Here is an 18,405-nt window from a genome sequence, read left to right on the forward strand (position 1 = left end):
CCCCATGGAATATAGAGCTAAAGCCGCTTAGGTATATTTTTATTATTTCTACTGTCTACTTGACAGGGGGCAGTTCATAAGGAACCGCCCTTTTTGTGTATTCAGATTAAGCTTGTCGCTTTTTGGTGTTCAGAAAATTTTCAAAGGAGGCAACTAAACATTTTTTGCCAAATCTTTCCCGCCGAGGGGTTATATCAAACGGGATCGTTTGAGAAGCAGCACAAGAAAAATAATGGGTGGAAAAATGCTTTCTTCCCGCATTTTAAGACAATCTAGATCGTAGCCAATCGATATGTTGTTCATTGTTGCCGCAAATAACGTTTATCATTCATAAACAAACTCCAGAAATAAAGAAAGCCTGGAAAAAGGATGGCAAACCCAACCACATAAGTGAAAAATACGGCTCGAAAAGTAATGGGATCAGTAAAAGCGGACTGAATCGTCACATTAGGATAAACAATGTAAGGCAAGTGCGCTTTTCCGTACACATAGCTGGCTAGTAAGTATTGGGCTGTAACGGCAATGACAGCTATTCTTGGCATGCCTTTTTCCCCTTTTTTGGAAGTTGGAAAGAATAAGCTTGCCCAGCCAATAAAAAACAATAAAGTGGAAAGCAATAAAAGCAGGAGATCATCCATCATGCGCTCATATAACCAGGCAGCTTCCCTTTTTAACGTCAGCATAATCAGAAAAGCCGTCAATAATGAAAGAGGTCCTAATATTTTTCCTTGTAAAAGATAAACGGTATACGCTTCTTTTTCATCAGATACTTTGGAGTAATCGGCTAACAGCAGGGAAGATAAAAATAAGGTGCTGATGATGGCAAAGCAGATAAATGCGTATGCATTTGGACTAGTCAAGAACATGGCAAAGTTTAATTGTGCCGTTCCGTTTTTGTAATCAACCATCTGGCCGTGAGTAATTGGCAGCACACTGATGAGCAGGCCGGGGATGATGATTCCTGTAATTCCTGAAATATAAGTCAACGGTTTTTTATATTCTGTTGCAATATTGGAGAAAACTAAAAAGGCGCTGCGTAAAGCAAGCAGAAGCAAAATAATGCTTCCGGGAACAAGCAAAATGGTTCCAAGAGTATTTGTTGCTTTCGGAAAAAGACTGTAGACTGCGACCACTAAAGCAACGATAAACGTATTTGTCACTTCCCATGTGGGAGATAAGTAGCGGTTGGCAACATTGGTCGCTCTAGTTTTTTTTCGATTCATATACACCATAGACCAAAATCCTGCCCCGAAATCCATCGAAGCCATAACGGCATAGATAAACACAAAACCCCACAGAATCGTTATGGCGATCAGAGCGTTTGTCATTTGTTCAGCCTCCTATGACTTTGTATGGGAAATCATTGTTCCGTTTCGTTTCAGGTCATCAAGAACGGGATGTTTTCGAAAGTAGTATAAAAGAACAAAAACGACAGCAATGCTCAAAATAACATAAATACTGAAAAACAAAACAAACAAAATTCCTAAGTTTGCAGCGGTTGTTGCAGCCTCAGCGGTAGGCAAAACCCGATAGATCACCCATGGTTGCCGTCCGGTGCAAGCAAATATCCACCCGCATTCAATTCCAATAATTGCTAAAGGGCCGGATATAACAAAAATCCATAGAAGTGTTTTAGGAAATCGCTCTTTTTTCCATACTTTTTTCCATCCAACGCCTATGAGTGCAATGAGTATAAGTAAAACGCCGATGCCTACCATCGCATTGAATAAAGTATGAACAAATAACGGCGGCCACCATTCTTCAGGAAAATCATTTAAGCCGACAACAACGGTATCGAAACGATTACCTGCCAAGAAACTTAACGCCCAAGGAATTTCAATTCCCCATTTAACTGATTGTGATTCGCGATCCGTAAAACCGCCGATCGTTAAAGGAGCATAAGATTGCGTTTCAAACAATCCTTCAGCAGCAGCCAATTTTTCAGGCTGATATTCATGCAAATATTGGGCAGTTTCGTGACCGTTCAACGCCGTCAAAAAGGAAAAAATCCCGCCGATAGCAAGACTCATCATTAGCGCTTTTTGATGAAAACGGTAAACTGTTGAATCGCTTCTGTTTTTCAGTATTTTAAATGCAGCAACGGATGCCACAACAAAAGCCCCGACAATATAAGCAGACAAGGCAACATGTCCTGCCGTAACAAAAAAACTTGGATTAAAAAAAGCTTCCCACGGATTGATGTCAGAAAATTTGCCGTTTTCATATCGGAATCCTGCCGGTGTTCCTTGAAATGCGTGGACATTTGTAATTAAAATGGCTGATGATAAGGCGCCGATTCCAACGAACACTAAACTTAAAATTCTCAGCCATGGGGCAATTCTTTCTGCCGCATATACATAAATCGACATAAACAGAGCCTCTATAAAAAACGCATATATTTCAATTTGAAAAGGAAGGGGCATAACGAGCCCAATAACTTCCATGAAACCGGGCCAAAGAAGCGTAAGTTGGACGCCTGCAATGGTTCCTGTCGGGATGCCGACTCCAAGTATAACCGCAAAAGCTTTCGTCCATCGCTTTGCCATGACAGCGTAATCACGGTCTTTCGTTTTTTGGTAAAGGATCTCTGCAGCCAAAATCATGAGAGGCAGTCCTACGCCAATGGTGGCAAAAATAATGTGAAATGCCATTGTTGTTCCAAACAAAGAACGGGCAATCAATAAATCGTCCATTCATCCAACGTCCTTTCAGAATATTATCTTTCAACTAGTATTTTCAATAAAAAGGAAAACATGTATTTAAAAGATCAATTTGCTTCTCTTAATTCCCCTGCTTTGATTTCATTGAAAAAATTTTTTCACACACAGGGTTGTCAAACATGTCTTTTACTGAAAAGTTTTGTCAAAATCATCATATTATTTAGGCAATAGCAATCCGTCAAAAAGTTAAATTTCAATCAAATGCAAAAAAAGGTTGTTTTTTGGTACAATAATAATTAAATATTTCTTTCGTAAATGATTCGTATAAAAAAAGATATAATTCTCAAAGTTAAATTGTTTGCGTTCTCTCATTTATCGTGTAATAATTTCTGTTAACGATAGATTTCTAGTAATCCAAAGTGATCTCTTTAATACTTCAAGTGGTGGTGTATAAAATGGAAGGAATCAATCAGTCACCAGTGAAAGTAGGAGATTGGGTAAAAGGCAAAACAAAAAGCGGAGAATTCATTTACGGTTATGTTGAAACGATAGATTCATCACAAAGACTTGTTAAGGTAAAAGTCATGGCATGCGATAATGAAGTAGTTGTTGGAAAAACTGTCGATACATTAAATCATTGGGTCAAAAAATTGCCCGTCTCTTCTTATGAAAGCGAGGAGCAGATCAAAGCATTAATTGATCTGGCTTTGCAAACAAAAGATAAAAGCTGGTTTATAGAGCTATCTAATAAATTAAAAAATTTGGAACAATCGAAAAAGGAAAATCTTTCGTTTTTTCAATGAGTAGATGATCATCCAGAAATGATCCCCTAACTAGTGTGAAGCAAAAAGAGTTGGACAGCCCATCTCTTTTTGCTTTTTTTACAAAAAAACTCCTTTCAATCAAACAGATTCGCAAAAGAAATGGGGATGTCTGCTAGCAGCTGCTGCTGTCTAACTGGAATGATTTGCAAAAATGCTTAATTTTTATCGGCATCGCAACCGTTGAATGATTAGTGAATCAAAGGTGGCTTTGATTTTTGAAAGTGTACTATTAGCTTTCGGATAATTATATTCTAAACGTTTGGAAACCGATTATGTTTTATGAAGCGTATGATTACTGAAAGTCTGCATATTTTCCGGTGCAAAAAATCGGGCGTTCATTTTTGCGCCCGGTTTTTTTGTGTTTTGCAAAAAGGTGTCATGAAACTTTTTACAGTTTGGCACGTATAGGGGTTCGGGGGTGATAACATGCTACAAATGATCATGTTTTTTTGCATTGGAATCATTGGCATTGGTTTGCGTTTTCTGATTTTAGGCAAGTTTGAATGGTACCAGCTGTTTATCGTTTCACTATTTCTCTTAGCCGCGTTTATTTTTAGGTTTATAGAAAAGTGGCAAAAGAAACGGGATGAACAGTTCAAGCCTCATCAACCTCAAAATGATATTTTGTATACATATATGATGGAAAGATTTTCGACAGGAAGAAAGCTTCTTTTTAAAGGCAATCAAAAAATTGGCGAATATTCCCGTATTTATAGCCGCAAATGGCATCAATGGATGAATCAGCTTTTTTTGATTCCAGGGTGGCATTTGAATTTGATCTTTACCTTGCACGACCGCGGAACGGCAAAATTCATTGAAAAAAAGATAAGTCCTTTTAATCAAATGTGGCATATTGTTGAAAACGGGCAAGTGATCGGAACAGTCAAAACGGATGTCACGTTGAAAAATTCAGCAAAACTTAAAGAACAATGCATTTTGCAAATTTATGATGAAACGTTTATTTTTAGGTCTTTAAGTATTCAATCCCGAACAGAAGTATTAAAGGATGACAGGATTGCGGCAATAGGCACAAAGCCGTTGTCCCGTTTTCAATATCAATTTCAAGTGGAAAAGGAATACCACGAAATAGAGCCTTATTTGATGATGACTTATATTTTGTTTAATTATGCATTTAAACAATAAAAAATGCATGTATAAATCAACGGTTTCATTGAAGAAGGGGATAAAAAGGATCATGTGAAATGGAACAGAAACATTATTTTTCAAAAGCGAAGTTAAAGGAATTGATTTTATATTAGGGGAGAAGGCAGAGTATGAGCTATGAAATGATCTTTTTTAAAATATTTAAAAAAGAAAAAATGTTGCAAATTTATTTGTAATCGTTTACAATGTTGGTGAACAGGGATATTCCTTATAATCCTAATAATGAAGAAATGGTTGAAGCAACAATTTTTAGGAAATGGAGATATGAAATGGTCAGGATCAGCGATGTTGCAAAGATGGCCAATGTTTCAACGGCCACTGTTTCCAGAGTTTTAAGCAATTCTGGCAATGTAAAAAAAGAAACGGCCGAAAAGGTGTTGGAGGCCATCAAAAAACTGAATTATCAGCCGAATAGTTTAGCAAGGCAGCTGAGAAGGCTTGAAACAAAAACCATTCTTGTCGTCGTTCCGGATATAACAAACACTTTTTTCTCAAAGATTTTGCGAGGAATCGAACATGTGGCAATCGAAAACGGCTATGAGGTTCTTCTTGGGGATACAAGTAATGATAAAAAAAGGGAGAGCGGTTATTTAGATATATTGCGCCAGAAAAAAGCGGATGGAATGATTATGTTGACGGCGAGGCTTGAACCACATTTATTGGAGGAAATTTCCCGTGAATTTCCGGTAGTTCTCGCATGTGAATATTTAGAAGGATCAAGCATTCCGACTGTTTCCATTGATAATATAAGCGGCGCCAGAAAAGCTACGGAATATTTGATCAGCTTGGGTCATAAAAGAATTGGCTTTTTATCGGGACCGATGGATGTAATATTGAGCAGGGATCGCTTAAAAGGGTACAAACAGGCGATGGCGCAGCATGATCTTCCGGTTGAACCGCACTTAGTACAAGAAGGGGACTTCACATTTGAAAGCGGATATAATCTAATGTTGAAATTTCTTGCGTTTGATAAACCGCCGACAGCCGTGTTTGCATCAAGTGATGAAATGGCGATCGGAGCCATAAAAGCAATAAAATCTAAAGGATTGCATGTACCTGATGATATTTCGGTAATCGGCTTTGACAATATAAAATTTGCTTCAATATTTGAACCTGCACTAACAACCATTTCACAGCCGATGTATGAAATTGGCTTAAAAGCCATGGAGTTGTTATTAAAAATTATCAACAAGGAAAACTTGGAAAGAAATCAATTTATATTGAATGATCAGCTGATTATTCGGTCAACTTGCAAACATTTTAGCAAAAAAGCTATATCCCATCATAATAATGTTATAGATTGATATCCAATAGACCTTCATCCCCAAGGTCTTAATAAAATTGTAATCGATTACATTAAATTTAAAGGAGGTGATGTAATTAAGCAGGTGAAAAGCAGGTGTAAAAAAGACAACTTTATTCGGAATTTTCTTAACAGAAAAGAGGGGGAAATGTGGTAAAGATTACATTTTTGGGAGCTGGGAGCACGGTTTTTGCAAAAAATGTTTTAGGAGATTGCATGTTAGTCCCAAGCTTAGAAGGATCAGAGTTTGCATTGTATGACATTGATCATCAGAGACTGAAAGACTCCGAGAATATGTTAAATAATTTAAAAAAGAATTTAAATAGCAATGTAAAAATTAAAGCATATACAAATAGAAAAGAAGCCTTAAGAGGAGCTAAATATGTAATCAATGCCATTCAAGTTGGCGGTTACGATCCTTGCACAATTACTGATTTTGAAATTCCGAAAAAGTACGGTTTGAGGCAGACAATTGGCGATACAATCGGGATCGGGGGGATATTCCGCAGTTTACGGACAATACCGGTGATGTTGGAATTTGCTCGTGATATGCAAGAGGTTTGTCCGGACGCATGGTTTTTAAATTATACCAATCCAATGGCGGTATTGACAAATGTCATGATTAAGTATGGCGGAATTAAAACCGTTGGACTTTGCCATAGTGTACAAGTTTGTGCAGAACATTTGCTTAAATCTCTCAATATGGAAACTGATCATATCCAATGGAAAATAGCCGGCATCAATCATATGGCATGGCTGCTTGAAATCACACGCAACGGAGAGGATCTCTATCCGGAAATTAAGAAAAGAGCAAAAGAAAAGCAAAAGACAAAACATAATGATATGGTGCGATTTGAAATAATGGACAAATTTGGTTATTATGTCACGGAGTCATCCGAACATAATGCAGAGTATCTCCCTTATTTTATCAAAAGCCGATACCCGGAACTAATTGAGAAATTTAATATTCCACTTGACGAGTATCCAAGGCGCTGCGTCCGCCAGATTGAAGATTGGAATAAAATGCGTGATGATTTAGTTCATAACAAAAATCTTACACATCAACGGACACATGAGTATGGTTCTTATATTATTGAAGCTATGGAAACAGATAAACCGTTTAAGATCGGCGGAAATGTCCTTAACACCGGCGGGCTGATCAGCAATCTGCCTGAAAAAGCCTGTGTGGAAGTGCCTTGTTTAGTTGACCGCAGCGGCGTCACTCCTTGCTATATAGGAGAGCTGCCGGAGCAGCTGGCCGCATTAAACAGAACAAATATTAATACACAATTGCTAACGATTGAAGCTGCGATTACCGGAAAGAAAGAGTATATTTATCAGGCAGCCTTCTTAGATCCGCATACATCGGCGGAATTGTCTTTGGATGACATCGTCTCGCTATGTGACGATTTGATAGAAGCGCACGGGGATTGGCTTCCAAAATATAAATAGCAATACAGGTATCGATTTTTAGTTAAGGGTTTATTGAAAATTTATAAGTTTTAAAGCGCTTTCAAAAAGGGGGTTATCGACATGAAGCACAAAGTGAAAATCGTTTTCTCCTTCTTCTCCATTGTGCTTATGTTGTTATTGGGAGTATCAGGTTGTTCAAGCAGTCAAGGAGGAAGCACAAATGGCGGCGGCTCTGGGGGTAAAAAAATTCAATTAACAATGTCGGCATGGGGCAACCCGACGGAACTAAAAGTTTATCAAAAAGCAATTGATGCGTTTAATCAACAGCATGCAGACATTCAAGTAAAGCTTGTTCCGATTCCTAGTGATGGTTATCAACAGAAAATTTTAACACAGCTTTCAGGCGGGAAAGCGCCAGATGTGTTTTATGTAGGCAGCGAGTGGATATCTCAGTTGATAAAGAACGGCAGTGTTGTTAACTTAACGGAATTTTTAAGCAGCTCCGAAAGTTATTCAAAACCTGAAGAGTTTTCGGAGGGATTGTGGGGAGCTGCAAGAAAAGACGGACAAATTTATGGGGTGCCAGTTGATTGCAATCCGGCTTTGCTGTACTACAATAAAAAAGTTCTTAAAGAAGCAGGAGTCAAATCGCCTCAAGAATACTTTGACGAAGGCAAATGGAACTGGGATACGTTTACGGAAGTCACCGGAAAGCTGCGGGATGCAGGAAAATACGGTTTTGTAGCAGAAAATAATTGGTTCAATCTCTTTTCCTGGGTTTGGACGAATGGCGGCCAACTTTATGATGACAACGGCAATATCATTTTAGATCAAAACGAGAAAGCGCAAGAAGCTATCCGCTATTTGGATAAAATGATTGATCAAAAGAACTTTATTTATGCTGGCTCTTTGCCAAAGGGCCAAGGTCCAGATGCGATGTTTATGTCTAACCAAGTTGGCTTTGTTGCTGCCGGCCGTTGGTTAACGCCGATGTTCAGTGAAAATAAATCGCTTGAATTTGACTATATCCCTTGGCCGACCAATACAGGAAATAAGACGGAACCTGCCGCAGTGGCTACTGCCTATTTAGCGGCCAACAAAGATTCTAAACATGTGAAAGAAGCAATGAAGTTTTTATCTTTCTATGTATCTCAGGAAGGACAAAAAGCCCGCTTGTCAGGCAACGGAAATGCCGTTCCTTCTATAAATGGGATCGAAAATATTGTGGTGGATGCAGGTATTCCTGAACATGCCCAATATTTAATTGATGCCCGCAATATTGGGCTTGTAGATGATAAACAATCCGTGGTGCCGGGGATGGACAAAGAAGTGAACGATATCATGGATTTAATGTACCTCAATAAGAAAAATGCAGACGAAACGATAAAAGCAGTTACTGAAAAAGTAAAAACGATGACCGAAAACTACCGCAACAGTCAGTAATCATCTTTTAGATAAAGTTTCTTTCAGTCTAGCGGAAAGGGATATAGCCCTTTCCGCCATAATCCAAGAGAAGGCGGGGTCATTATGCGGAGTCGCAATGCTTTATGGGGTTACTTTTTTATCGCCCCACAATTATTGGGATTGCTTGCTTTTTCCCTAATTCCTCTACTATTTGCGCTTGTTTTAAGTTTTATGAAATGGGACGGATTTGGCGAACAGTCATTTATTGGCTTTGCCAACTTTTCTTCTCAATTTCATAACCCTGATTTTTGGAAGGCGCTTGTTAATACAGTTTACTATACAATTCTTGTGATTCCCGGAAGTATTTTAATTTCCTTGTTGTTGGCGCTTGCTTTAAACAAGGTGAAAGGAAAGGAAATTTATAGACTTATTTATTTCATGCCGGTAGTCACCAGTTCAGTGTCAATCGGCGTCATCTGGATGTGGATTTTAAACGGGGATTTCGGTATTTTAAATCAATTATTATCATACATCGGTATTGAAGGACCTAAATGGCTTACTAATACAAAATGGGTTATGCCTTCGATTGCGATGTTAAGTATTTGGTGGGGCCTTGGCCACAATATGGTCATTTTCCTTGCGGGCCTTCAAGGGATTTCGCAAAGCTATTATGAGGCAGCTGAAATCGACGGCGCTTCAAAATGGCAAAAGTTTTGGCATATTACATTGCCTTTATTATCGCCAACGACCTTCTTTATTACAATAATGGCGATCATCAGCTCATTCCAAGTATTTGACCAAGCATTCGTTATGACAAATGGCGGACCGGCCAAAGCAAGCTATACGCTTGTATACCACATATACGACCAGGCATTTATTGATTTTCAAATGGGGGAAAGTGCAGCAGCCGCTATGATCTTGTTTGCCATCATCCTTGTGTTTACGTTGATTCAATTTAAGTTTTCGCAAAGGTGGGTGCATTATGAAGACTAATGCTATGGTTAAAGAACGTTCGCAATTGAACGAGGTCAATCCGGCTGTCAACGCTTCAACCAAAAGGAAGTTTTCATTGTCAACTCTCCTCCTCCATATTCTTTTAATGATCGGATCCGTCATAATGCTGTTTCCATTCTTTTGGACGGTCAGCAGTTCATTAAAAGATGTATCGCAAATTTTTTTGGTTCCTCCCAAATGGCTGCCGAATCCAATTGTTTGGTCGAATTATCTGGCTTCCTTGCAGGCAATGCCGTTTGGAACAGCCTATTGGAATAGCTTTTATATAACCGTCATTGTTGTCGTTGTACAACTATTAACGGCTTCCATGGCTGCTTATGCATTTGCGAAAATAAAATTTCCGGGCGCTGGGTTTCTGTTTATATTATTTTTGTCGACGATGATGATTCCAAAACAAGTGACAATGATTCCGCTGTATATGATTATGGAAAAAATCGGTTGGTTGGATACCCATCTTGCACTGATTGTTCCTGGAGCATTGTTCAATGCTTTTGCCGTCTTCTTATTGAGGCAGTTTATTAAGGGGATTCCAAAAGACTTGGAAGAGGCGGCGATCATTGATGGCGCAAGCCCTTTAAGAATTTATTGGAGCGTCATCCTGCCGTTAATACGCCCGGCATTGGCTGCCGTTGGGATCTTCATTTTTCTGGGAACTTGGAACAATTTCTTGGATCCGCTCATTTATTTAAGCACACCGGAGAAATTTACGGTTCCTTTATTGCTGAATTACTTTAAAGGCCTTTATGTGACGGACTGGGCGTTAATGATGGCCGGCTCAACCATTTCGATCATTCCGGTACTGGTCGTCTATATGTTTGCTCAAAAACAAATTATTGAAGGTATTACACTGACTGGAATGAAGGGATAAAGAAAATAAAATCTTGATTCAACAAAAGGAGTAGAGGAAACAATGGTCAAAGTAACTGTCTGGAACGAATTTCGGCATGAACAAAAGGATGAAGCGGTTCGGAAAATTTATCCGCACGGTATTCATAAAACGATTGGCGATTTTTTAGAAAAGGAAGGATTTGATGTTCAGACTGCTACGCTTGATCAGCCCGAACATGGATTGACAGAGGATGTGTTAAATGCAACAGACGTTTTGATTTGGTGGGGCCATATGGCTCATCACGAAGTGGCGGATGAAGTGGCAGAACGCATTCGGCAAAAAGTGCTGGATGGAATGGGGTTGATTGTTCTTCATTCGGGGCATTTTTCGAAAATTTTCAAGAAGCTAATGGGAACTTCGTGTGACTTGAAATGGCGGGAAGCAAACGAAAAGGAGCGAATTTGGGTGGTCGATCCGACTCATCCGATTGCAGAAGGAATTGGAGAATACTTTGAGTTGGAACATGAAGAGATGTATGGGGAACATTTTGACATCCCAACTCCTGATGAATTGATTTTTGTCAGCTGGTTTGAAGGTGGAGAAGTGTTCCGAAGCGGTTGTACGTTTAAAAGGGGAAAAGGGAAAATCTTTTATTTCCGTCCCGGTCATGAAACACATCCGACCTATCACAACCCGCAGATCCAACGGGTCATCATCAATGCGGTTAAATGGGCAAAACAAGCCAACACGACAAAGCCGACTTACGGAAATTATCAGCCTTTGGAACCAATTCAAGCAAATAAATCCCTGTAACAGACAATGAAATTAAAGGAGGATTTTTCCATGAACAAACTAAATGTTGGAGTTATTGGCTGCGGCAGTATTGCGAAATATCGGCATTTACCGGAATATGCATTAAACGAGCACGTAAACATTGCTGCTGTTTGTGACATTAATGAGGATCGGGCAAAAGAAATAGCAAAACAATATCATGCAAAATGCTACACAAACTATGAAGAACTGTTGGCTGATCAAGAAATTGCTGCGGTCAGTGTCTGCACGCCAAATTATTTACACGCTCCTGTTTCCATTGCGGCTTTAAAGGCAGGAAAGCATGTTCTTTGCGAAAAGCCGATGGCGACGACAAAACAAGAGGCAGAAGACATGATCGAAGCTGCAAAGCTCTCCGGCAAGAAACTGATGATCGCACATAACCAGAGATTTGTCCCTTCCCATAGAAAAGCAAAAGAAATCATTGAAAGCGGGCAAATCGGAAAAATTTTCAGTTTCCGTACAGCATTTGGACACCCGGGGCCGGAATCTTGGAGTGCTGACGGGAAAGACAGCTGGTTTTTCCGCAAACGGGAAGCTGTCATGGGAGCGATGGGGGATCTCGGAATTCATAAAGCCGATTTAATTCGCTATTTGCTAGGTGAAGAAGTTTCAGAAGTGGCTGCCTTTGTAGAAACGCTGGCCAAAGAGCAGACCGATGTTGATGATAACGCTGTTTGCATCTTGAAAACAGAAAGCGGCATCATCGGAACGCTGGCGGCAAGCTGGTCTTATAACGGGAAAGAAGATAATTCTACCATCATTTATGGCGAAAAAGGCATGATTCGTCTTGAAGACGATCCTGAATATTCGTTAGTTGTGCAATACAAAAATGGTGAAGCTGTCCATTACAAGCTCGGCGCCATTCAATCAAATGAAGAGGGTGGGCAATCTAAGTCCCATGTCATAGATCATTTCGTTTCATCGATCGTCAATGATGAAGAACCGGCTGTAACAGGCCTCGACGGCATGAAATCGCTCCTGGTGATTTTAGCGGCATTTGAGGCGGCCGACAGCAAAAAAGTAGTTAGAATATAAAAAATATTAAAAAATTGATAAGACTTGCCTTTTTCTGCCATCAATCCAACCAAAACTGGTGAGGCCTGACTCGCGAGGGTTGTTGAGGGCTGGAAAACTGCACGGTATAAAGTGATGTACAAATTAGCTGAGAGGTGTTCATGATGAAGCTTGGGGTTTTTACCGTTCTTTTCTCGCAGAAATCGTTTACGGATATGCTCGATTATGTGAAAGAAGCTGGACTGGAGGCAGTTGAAATCGGCACAGGAAACTATCCGGGAAACGCTCATTGCAATCTTGACGAACTGCTTGAAAACAAGGAGAAACAGAAAGCTTATTTAAAAGAAGTGGAATCAAGAGGCTTAACGATAAGTGCCTTCAGTTGCCACGGGAATCCGCTTTCCCCTGACAAATCATTCGCTGAACAGTCGCATGAAACGTTTGTAAAAACAGTGCGGCTTGCAGAAATGATGGGGGTTCCTGTCGTTAACTGTTTTTCCGGTGTCAGCGGGGATTATGAAAATGCGAAATATCCAAACTGGCCGGTTGCACCGTGGCCGAATGAATATTCGGAAGTTTTGAAGTGGCAGTGGGAGGAAAAGCTGATCCCTTATTGGAAAGAGTGGGGGAAATTTGCGCAAGATCACAATGTCAAGGTCGGATTGGAACTGCATGGAGGGTTTTTAGTGCACACGCCCTATACTTTGTTAAAACTGCGTGAAGAGACATGTGAGGCAGTAGGTGCAAATCTTGATCCAAGCCATTTATGGTGGCAAGGCATCGATCCTGTAGGGGCGATTAAAATTTTAGGCAAAGCAAATGCCATTCATCATTTCCATGCAAAGGACACCTATATTGATCAGGAAAATGTCAATATGTACGGTCTGACAGATATGCAGCCATACGGAAACGTGCAAACGAGGGCGTGGACATTCCGTTCGGTCGGCTGTGGGCACAGCCTTCAGGAATGGTCAGATATGATGAGCGCTCTCCGCACATACGGCTATGATTATGTTGTCAGCATTGAGCATGAAGATCCGATTATGTCCATTGAAGAAGGCCTCCATCGTGCAGTTTATAATTTAAAGCAAGTATTGATAAAAGAAAAGCCAGCAGATATGTGGTGGGTGTAATTCCACATTATGGAGAACAAAGACATGCGGCTGTCTTGATTGAGACAGCCGCATGCAAAAATACTATTTCCACACTTCTTCCGCGATTTCGACAACGTGGCGGAGTTTTGCCCATTGCTCTTCTTCTGTCAGCAGGTTGCCCTCTTCAGTCGAAGCAAAGCCGCACTGCGGACTTAAACATAATTGATTCATATCAACAAACTTGGATGCTTCATCAATACGGCGTTTAATCTCATCCTTATTTTCCAATTCCCCGAATTTAGATGTGATTAATCCGAGGACAATATATAAGTTTGAACGGTTGACGAAGCGAAGCGGTTCAAAGCCGCCGGCGCGATCGCTGTCATATTCTAAGAAGAATCCGTCCACATTTACGCCTTGAAACAATATTTCCGCCACCGGTTCATATCCTCCGGATGAGATCCACGTTGAACGGAAATTTCCCCGGCATATATGCATCGTAATTTTCATGTCATTTGGACGGTCAGCAATCGCTTCATTTATTGTTTTTGCATACAAGCTCCCCAACTCGTCTGGATTCAAGCCTCGGGCGCGCATCTGCTCCTTTTGTTCCTCTGAGCAAAGATATGCCCATGAGGTATCATCGAGCTGTAAATAACGGCATCCGGCGTCATAAAAAGCGTTGATTGCTTTTTTATATGCTTGGGCAAGATCATGGAAAAACTCGTCTTGGTCGTCATACACACCCTTTTCGATTGTCCCCCGGAAATGGAGCATGCTCGGACTTGGTATCGTCATTTTGGCTGTATGATCTTTGGCAACACGGTGTAAAAACTTGTAATCTTCCAACATTGGATGGTCATGAAAATCAAGCTTGTCCACGACTTTGATAGAGTGAGATTTTGTTTGTGTTTGATGAAATTGAATTCCGGAGTCTGTATCGTATCCTTTAACTCCTGCAAGATTTTCGAGGAAATCAAAGTGCCACCATGCTCTGCGGAATTCGCCATCTGTCACCGCTTTCAGACCAACCTCTTTTTGTTTTTCAACGATGCGGTTGATTTCTTCATTTTCTACTTCTCTTAATTGTTCGGCTGTTATCTCGCCATTAGCTTTTTTTAATCGAGCTTCTTTAATTCGATCTGTTCTTAACAGACTGCCAACTTGGTCTGCTCGAAAAGGCGGTTCATGGCGATGCAAAGATTGGTTTGACATGATCGTTGTGAAACCTCCTTCTTTATTGAAATACTTTGAATAATAACAAAAAATGAAGGAAATGTAAATGTTATTATGAACCTTAGTTGTTTGAAAACAGAAAAAATGGCCAAAAAAAATAACACCATTAGCCTGATGTCATTAGGCTAATGGTGTTTCATTAGAAACGAAAATCAGCTGACAACAAATTCAAAGCTGCCAAGTAATTTCACATCTTTGCCGATCAGGAATCCTCCAGTTTCAAGGGCAGCGTTCCAAGTCAAGCCATAATCTTCCCGATTGATTTTTCCTTCTACATCAAATCCTGCCACAATGCTGCCATCCATTGGGTTTTTGGATTTGCCGTTGAATTCCACTTTAAACGTCTCTTTGTTGGTCACACCTTTAATGGTCAATTGGCCTGTTACTTCATATTCATCCTCTGATACTTTTTTGATTGAATCGCTGACAAAAGTGATGGCCGGAAAGTTTTCTACATCAAAAAAGTCGCCTGAACGAAGGTGATTGTCCCTGTCTTCGTTTTTTGTGTCAACGGATGCAGCTTGAACAGTTACTTTCACTTTTGCGGATTCAAGTTGATCGACATCGCCTTCCACTTCAACATCAAATTGATTAAATTCTCCTTTTGCTTTAGAAACCATTAAGTGTTTGACTTGAAAAGTTATTGAGCTGTGCACTTTGTCTAACTGGAAATTTGACATGTTACATTATTCCTCCTTTTGTTTTATTATCATCATAACCGAAAATTATCTCGAATTCAAATATTTTTATTTAAATATTTTTTGTAAAAAAAGCAGCTGCTGCGTATGGCAGCCATTTTTCCTATTAAACAAGCCCGAGTTTTTTCAGCCCGTTATAGACTCCCGAATTTGTCACATCTGTCGTTTGGTATTTTGCATAAGCAAGCAGATCAGGATGGGCATTTCCCATTGCAAAGCTTTCGCCGACTGTGCTGAGCATTTCTTTGTCATTCATGGCATCCCCGAAAGCGATGGCGGCGGAACGAGGAATATTTAAAAATTCTAAAACTTTTTTGACAGCTTTCCCTTTGTTGACGTTTTCCCTTATCACATCATAGCTGTGTTCTAGTCCTTCGACATTTACTTGGGATAAGTATAAAAGGCCTTTTTTTTCGTATAGAGATATATCTCTTTCTTTTAGATTGACAATCGTCATTCCTAAAATATGAGGATTGAACGATTCATTATACAAAGTATTTTTTTGCAGATGAAACTTTTGGACAAACTTTTTCATAGCCATTGAATCACATGATGTAAGAACGTTTTGCTCTCTTGTATACATGACAATTTCATGGCCATGTTGTTCAGCGGTTTTGGCAAACTCGGCAACCATTTGTGCATCCATTGGTTCATTTATTATTTCCTGCCCATTATATATGGCATAAGCTCCATTGTAGCCGATAAAAGACTGAATGTTCAGTTCTTTTCCAATATGCGAAATTTCATGGATCGGCCTTCCTGTTGCCAGAAATACTTCAAGGCCTTTTTTTTGAACTTCAGCGACGGCTTTTTTGGTAGAATCTTGGATCGTGTCAGCAGGCGTCAAAATTGTTCCGTCAATATCAAGAAATAATATGCTATACCTCATTTTTCAAACTCCTGTGAATATTTTTTCTTTCAATTTTAACATAAATAAACAATATGTGAACTCTTTTCATGTATGATTGCCGCCGCTTTTCATTATGATAGCAGTCATCTTCAGGAAATACATCAATAGGTTAATAGGATAAAACGTTTCTGACTAATTCCAAATACAAGCAAAGAAGATCGGTCAATGAGGGTCATTTAATGCTTGCGAGATGCATGAAGAAATGGCGCTAAATTGAAACAAACAGTTGTTGGTTTAAAATCTCATAATTGTTGTTGTTTTTTCTTGCTCTCCTTTTCGTAAAGAAAAAAAACAAGGCCAAAACGTCACCTTGTTTCAATGTTTTTCACGGAATCCCGGTAAATAATTTTTCCTTTAATTTGCACTCTTCCATATTTCCGGTTGTTGTTTTTTATTTTCCCGATGATAAATTGGACAGCGGTTTTCGCCATTTCATCTAAATCCACTTCTACTGTTGTTAATGGCGGATCAGTGATTGTTGCATAAATGTCGTTATCAAATCCAACGACTGAGAAGTCATCAGGAACGCGATATCCAAGCTTGTTCAATTTTGTCACCAAATTGTGGGCGACTTGATCGCAATTGCAAACAAAAGCAGTCGGCAGTTCATCCGGCAGTTCAATATCAATATATTTTCCCCGCTCATCCCGGTCATTAATAATAAACTTTTCATTCAATTTAATTCGATGTTCCAAAAGTGATTTGTAATAGCCTAAAAATCGGTCTTGAATGCTGCTTGTGGAATAAATGTTGCCGATGTAGGCGATTTTTCTGTGCCCGTTTTGAATTAAATAATTGGTGATTTCATAAGCGCCGTAAAAATTGTCTGTAATCACAGTGTCAATATCGAGATGTTCATCATAAAAGTCTAAAAAGATTTTGGGCATCTCAATGCTTTGGATTTTTTCTATATAATCTTTGCTGATTTGCCCAAGAAGGATTAAGCCATCTACTTTTTGCTCATAGTAAATTCTCGGAAGTTTTAATTGTTCCTCATCTTCTGTATCTAAAATATACAATATCCCATAGTATCCATAGTTTTCCAAAAATTTAGCGATCGCTTGGTATACTTTTAAGTAAAACGATTGGGACAATCCGGTAAACCGCTCAGGAATTATAACGCCGATATTGTACGTTAACCCTTCTTTCATTGATTTGGCTGCTGCGTTAAAACGGTATCCCATTTCTTCTGCAAGCAATTTAATTTTTGCCCGAAGCTCTTCGCTGACCCCTTCTTTGTCATTGAGCGCCTTTGAAACAGTTACACTGCTGACGCCCAATTTCTCTGCTATATCTTTCATCGTAACGTTGTTTTTCACTCAATCACCCCGCATGACAAAACGATATCCAACCTCATTTAGATCAACTGCTACTAATTAGTATATAGTTAGATTAATGTTTTTCTATTTTCATTTTCCTAATAACAAATCTCTACCATGTTTTTTTATATTTGGCGATCAGCAAATGCCGTTTGTTTAGTTGTTACAGGGGGAGGCTTCGGCAATTTAATATATTGTTGTTTTCTTTCATTCAAGGATTTTCCCCTTGACATCCTGCTTTTTAAAAAGTCTTTCCCACTCCTTCTAGAAGGATAATGTTAACTAAACGATAAATTAATTAAACCGAAGAAACCGCTTTTTGTCAACGGAATGATGTTTCAATGGCTGATTCTGGATTTTGTTGAATGTCCTCTTTATAGGTGGTGAAACCGCTGCTTCAGATCCAGATATATTGATTTTCTTTTTTGGAGCCCTCTGCTCAATACATGTTTGGAATGTCGAGATGTCTTTTTCATCTAATCAAAGGGTGCCCGGAAAAGTATATGGTAGTATATTCGTCAATATGGCCAAATGATAGATTAAATATGAAACTGCCCTTTTCAAAGCTTAAAAAAATGAAAAGTATAAATCAGGTTATGCATTAATTTATAACTCAGCTTTCGCAGTCCAAAATCTTGTTTAAATGCTTGATGTAAATGGTTTTGGGAAGTACAAAATTATCATTTGAC

At 39.3% G+C, this 18,405-nt stretch carries 16 protein-coding genes; 10 read left to right on the plus strand and 6 right to left on the minus strand.

What is annotated here, in order from left to right:
* Positions 1–299: 299 nt before the first annotated feature.
* Positions 300–1,328, minus strand: coding sequence for a cytochrome d ubiquinol oxidase subunit II (locus AC0KTX_RS14520; protein WP_474252835.1), 1,029 nt, complete (start codon positions 1,326–1,328; stop codon positions 300–302).
* Positions 1,329–1,340: 12 nt separating this feature from the next.
* Positions 1,341–2,693 (minus strand): cytochrome ubiquinol oxidase subunit I, encoded by a 1,353-nt coding sequence (locus AC0KTX_RS14525; protein WP_474252836.1) that lies wholly within the window; start codon positions 2,691–2,693, stop codon positions 1,341–1,343.
* Between the two features lie 422 nt (positions 2,694–3,115).
* Between AC0KTX_RS14525 and AC0KTX_RS14530 the strand changes: the two genes are divergently transcribed.
* From AC0KTX_RS14530 to AC0KTX_RS14575, 10 genes are all read left to right on the plus strand, one after another.
* The gene (locus AC0KTX_RS14530) at positions 3,116–3,463 is read left to right on the plus strand and encodes an IDEAL domain-containing protein (RefSeq protein ID WP_474252837.1); all 348 of its coding nucleotides are present in this window, start codon (positions 3,116–3,118) and stop codon (positions 3,461–3,463) included.
* Positions 3,464–3,910: 447 nt separating this feature from the next.
* Positions 3,911–4,627 carry a tubby C-terminal domain-like protein gene (locus AC0KTX_RS14535; RefSeq protein WP_474252838.1) on the plus strand — a complete coding sequence of 239 codons (717 nt, stop codon included), beginning with the start codon at positions 3,911–3,913 and terminating at the stop codon, positions 4,625–4,627.
* A 290-nt stretch (positions 4,628–4,917) separates the two neighbouring features.
* Positions 4,918–5,952, plus strand: a complete 1,035-nt coding sequence (locus AC0KTX_RS14540; RefSeq protein ID WP_474252839.1) for a LacI family DNA-binding transcriptional regulator — start codon at positions 4,918–4,920, stop codon at positions 5,950–5,952.
* A 149-nt stretch (positions 5,953–6,101) separates the two neighbouring features.
* Positions 6,102–7,403, plus strand: coding sequence for an alpha-galactosidase (gene melA / locus AC0KTX_RS14545; protein WP_474252840.1), 1,302 nt, complete (start codon positions 6,102–6,104; stop codon positions 7,401–7,403).
* 81 nt (positions 7,404–7,484) lie between these two features.
* Positions 7,485–8,807 (plus strand): ABC transporter substrate-binding protein, encoded by a 1,323-nt coding sequence (locus AC0KTX_RS14550; protein WP_474252841.1) that lies wholly within the window; start codon positions 7,485–7,487, stop codon positions 8,805–8,807.
* A gap of 84 nt (positions 8,808–8,891) precedes the next feature.
* Positions 8,892–9,761, plus strand: a complete 870-nt coding sequence (locus AC0KTX_RS14555) for a carbohydrate ABC transporter permease (RefSeq protein WP_474252842.1) — start codon at positions 8,892–8,894, stop codon at positions 9,759–9,761.
* A 106-nt stretch (positions 9,762–9,867) separates the two neighbouring features.
* Positions 9,868–10,650 (plus strand): carbohydrate ABC transporter permease, encoded by a 783-nt coding sequence (locus AC0KTX_RS14560; RefSeq protein ID WP_474252850.1) that lies wholly within the window; start codon positions 9,868–9,870, stop codon positions 10,648–10,650.
* Positions 10,651–10,692: 42 nt separating this feature from the next.
* Positions 10,693–11,424 (plus strand): ThuA domain-containing protein, encoded by a 732-nt coding sequence (locus AC0KTX_RS14565; RefSeq protein WP_474252843.1) that lies wholly within the window; start codon positions 10,693–10,695, stop codon positions 11,422–11,424.
* A 30-nt stretch (positions 11,425–11,454) separates the two neighbouring features.
* Complete coding sequence (locus AC0KTX_RS14570) at positions 11,455–12,480, plus strand: Gfo/Idh/MocA family protein (protein ID WP_474252844.1); 1,026 nt, start codon at positions 11,455–11,457, stop codon at positions 12,478–12,480.
* A 143-nt stretch (positions 12,481–12,623) separates the two neighbouring features.
* Positions 12,624–13,592 (plus strand): sugar phosphate isomerase/epimerase family protein, encoded by a 969-nt coding sequence (locus AC0KTX_RS14575; protein WP_474252845.1) that lies wholly within the window; start codon positions 12,624–12,626, stop codon positions 13,590–13,592.
* Positions 13,593–13,655: 63 nt separating this feature from the next.
* On the opposite strand, the gene AC0KTX_RS14580 is transcribed toward AC0KTX_RS14575, so the two are convergent.
* From AC0KTX_RS14580 to AC0KTX_RS14595, 4 genes are all read right to left on the minus strand, one after another.
* Entirely contained in the window at positions 13,656–14,768 is a 1,113-nt protein-coding gene (locus tag AC0KTX_RS14580) for a 5-methyltetrahydropteroyltriglutamate--homocysteine S-methyltransferase (RefSeq protein ID WP_474252846.1), read from the minus strand.
* Between the two features lie 173 nt (positions 14,769–14,941).
* Entirely contained in the window at positions 14,942–15,469 is a 528-nt protein-coding gene (locus AC0KTX_RS14585) for a YceI family protein (protein WP_474252847.1), read from the minus strand.
* Positions 15,470–15,593: 124 nt separating this feature from the next.
* A complete protein-coding gene (locus tag AC0KTX_RS14590) occupies positions 15,594–16,376 on the minus strand; it encodes a Cof-type HAD-IIB family hydrolase (RefSeq protein WP_474252848.1) in 783 nt (260 codons plus the stop codon).
* A 326-nt stretch (positions 16,377–16,702) separates the two neighbouring features.
* The gene (locus tag AC0KTX_RS14595) at positions 16,703–17,716 is read right to left on the minus strand and encodes a substrate-binding domain-containing protein (RefSeq protein WP_474252849.1); all 1,014 of its coding nucleotides are present in this window, start codon (positions 17,714–17,716) and stop codon (positions 16,703–16,705) included.
* Between the last annotated feature and the right edge of the window lie 689 nt (positions 17,717–18,405).

The organism is Aeribacillus sp. JST-2 (assembly GCF_056032925.1).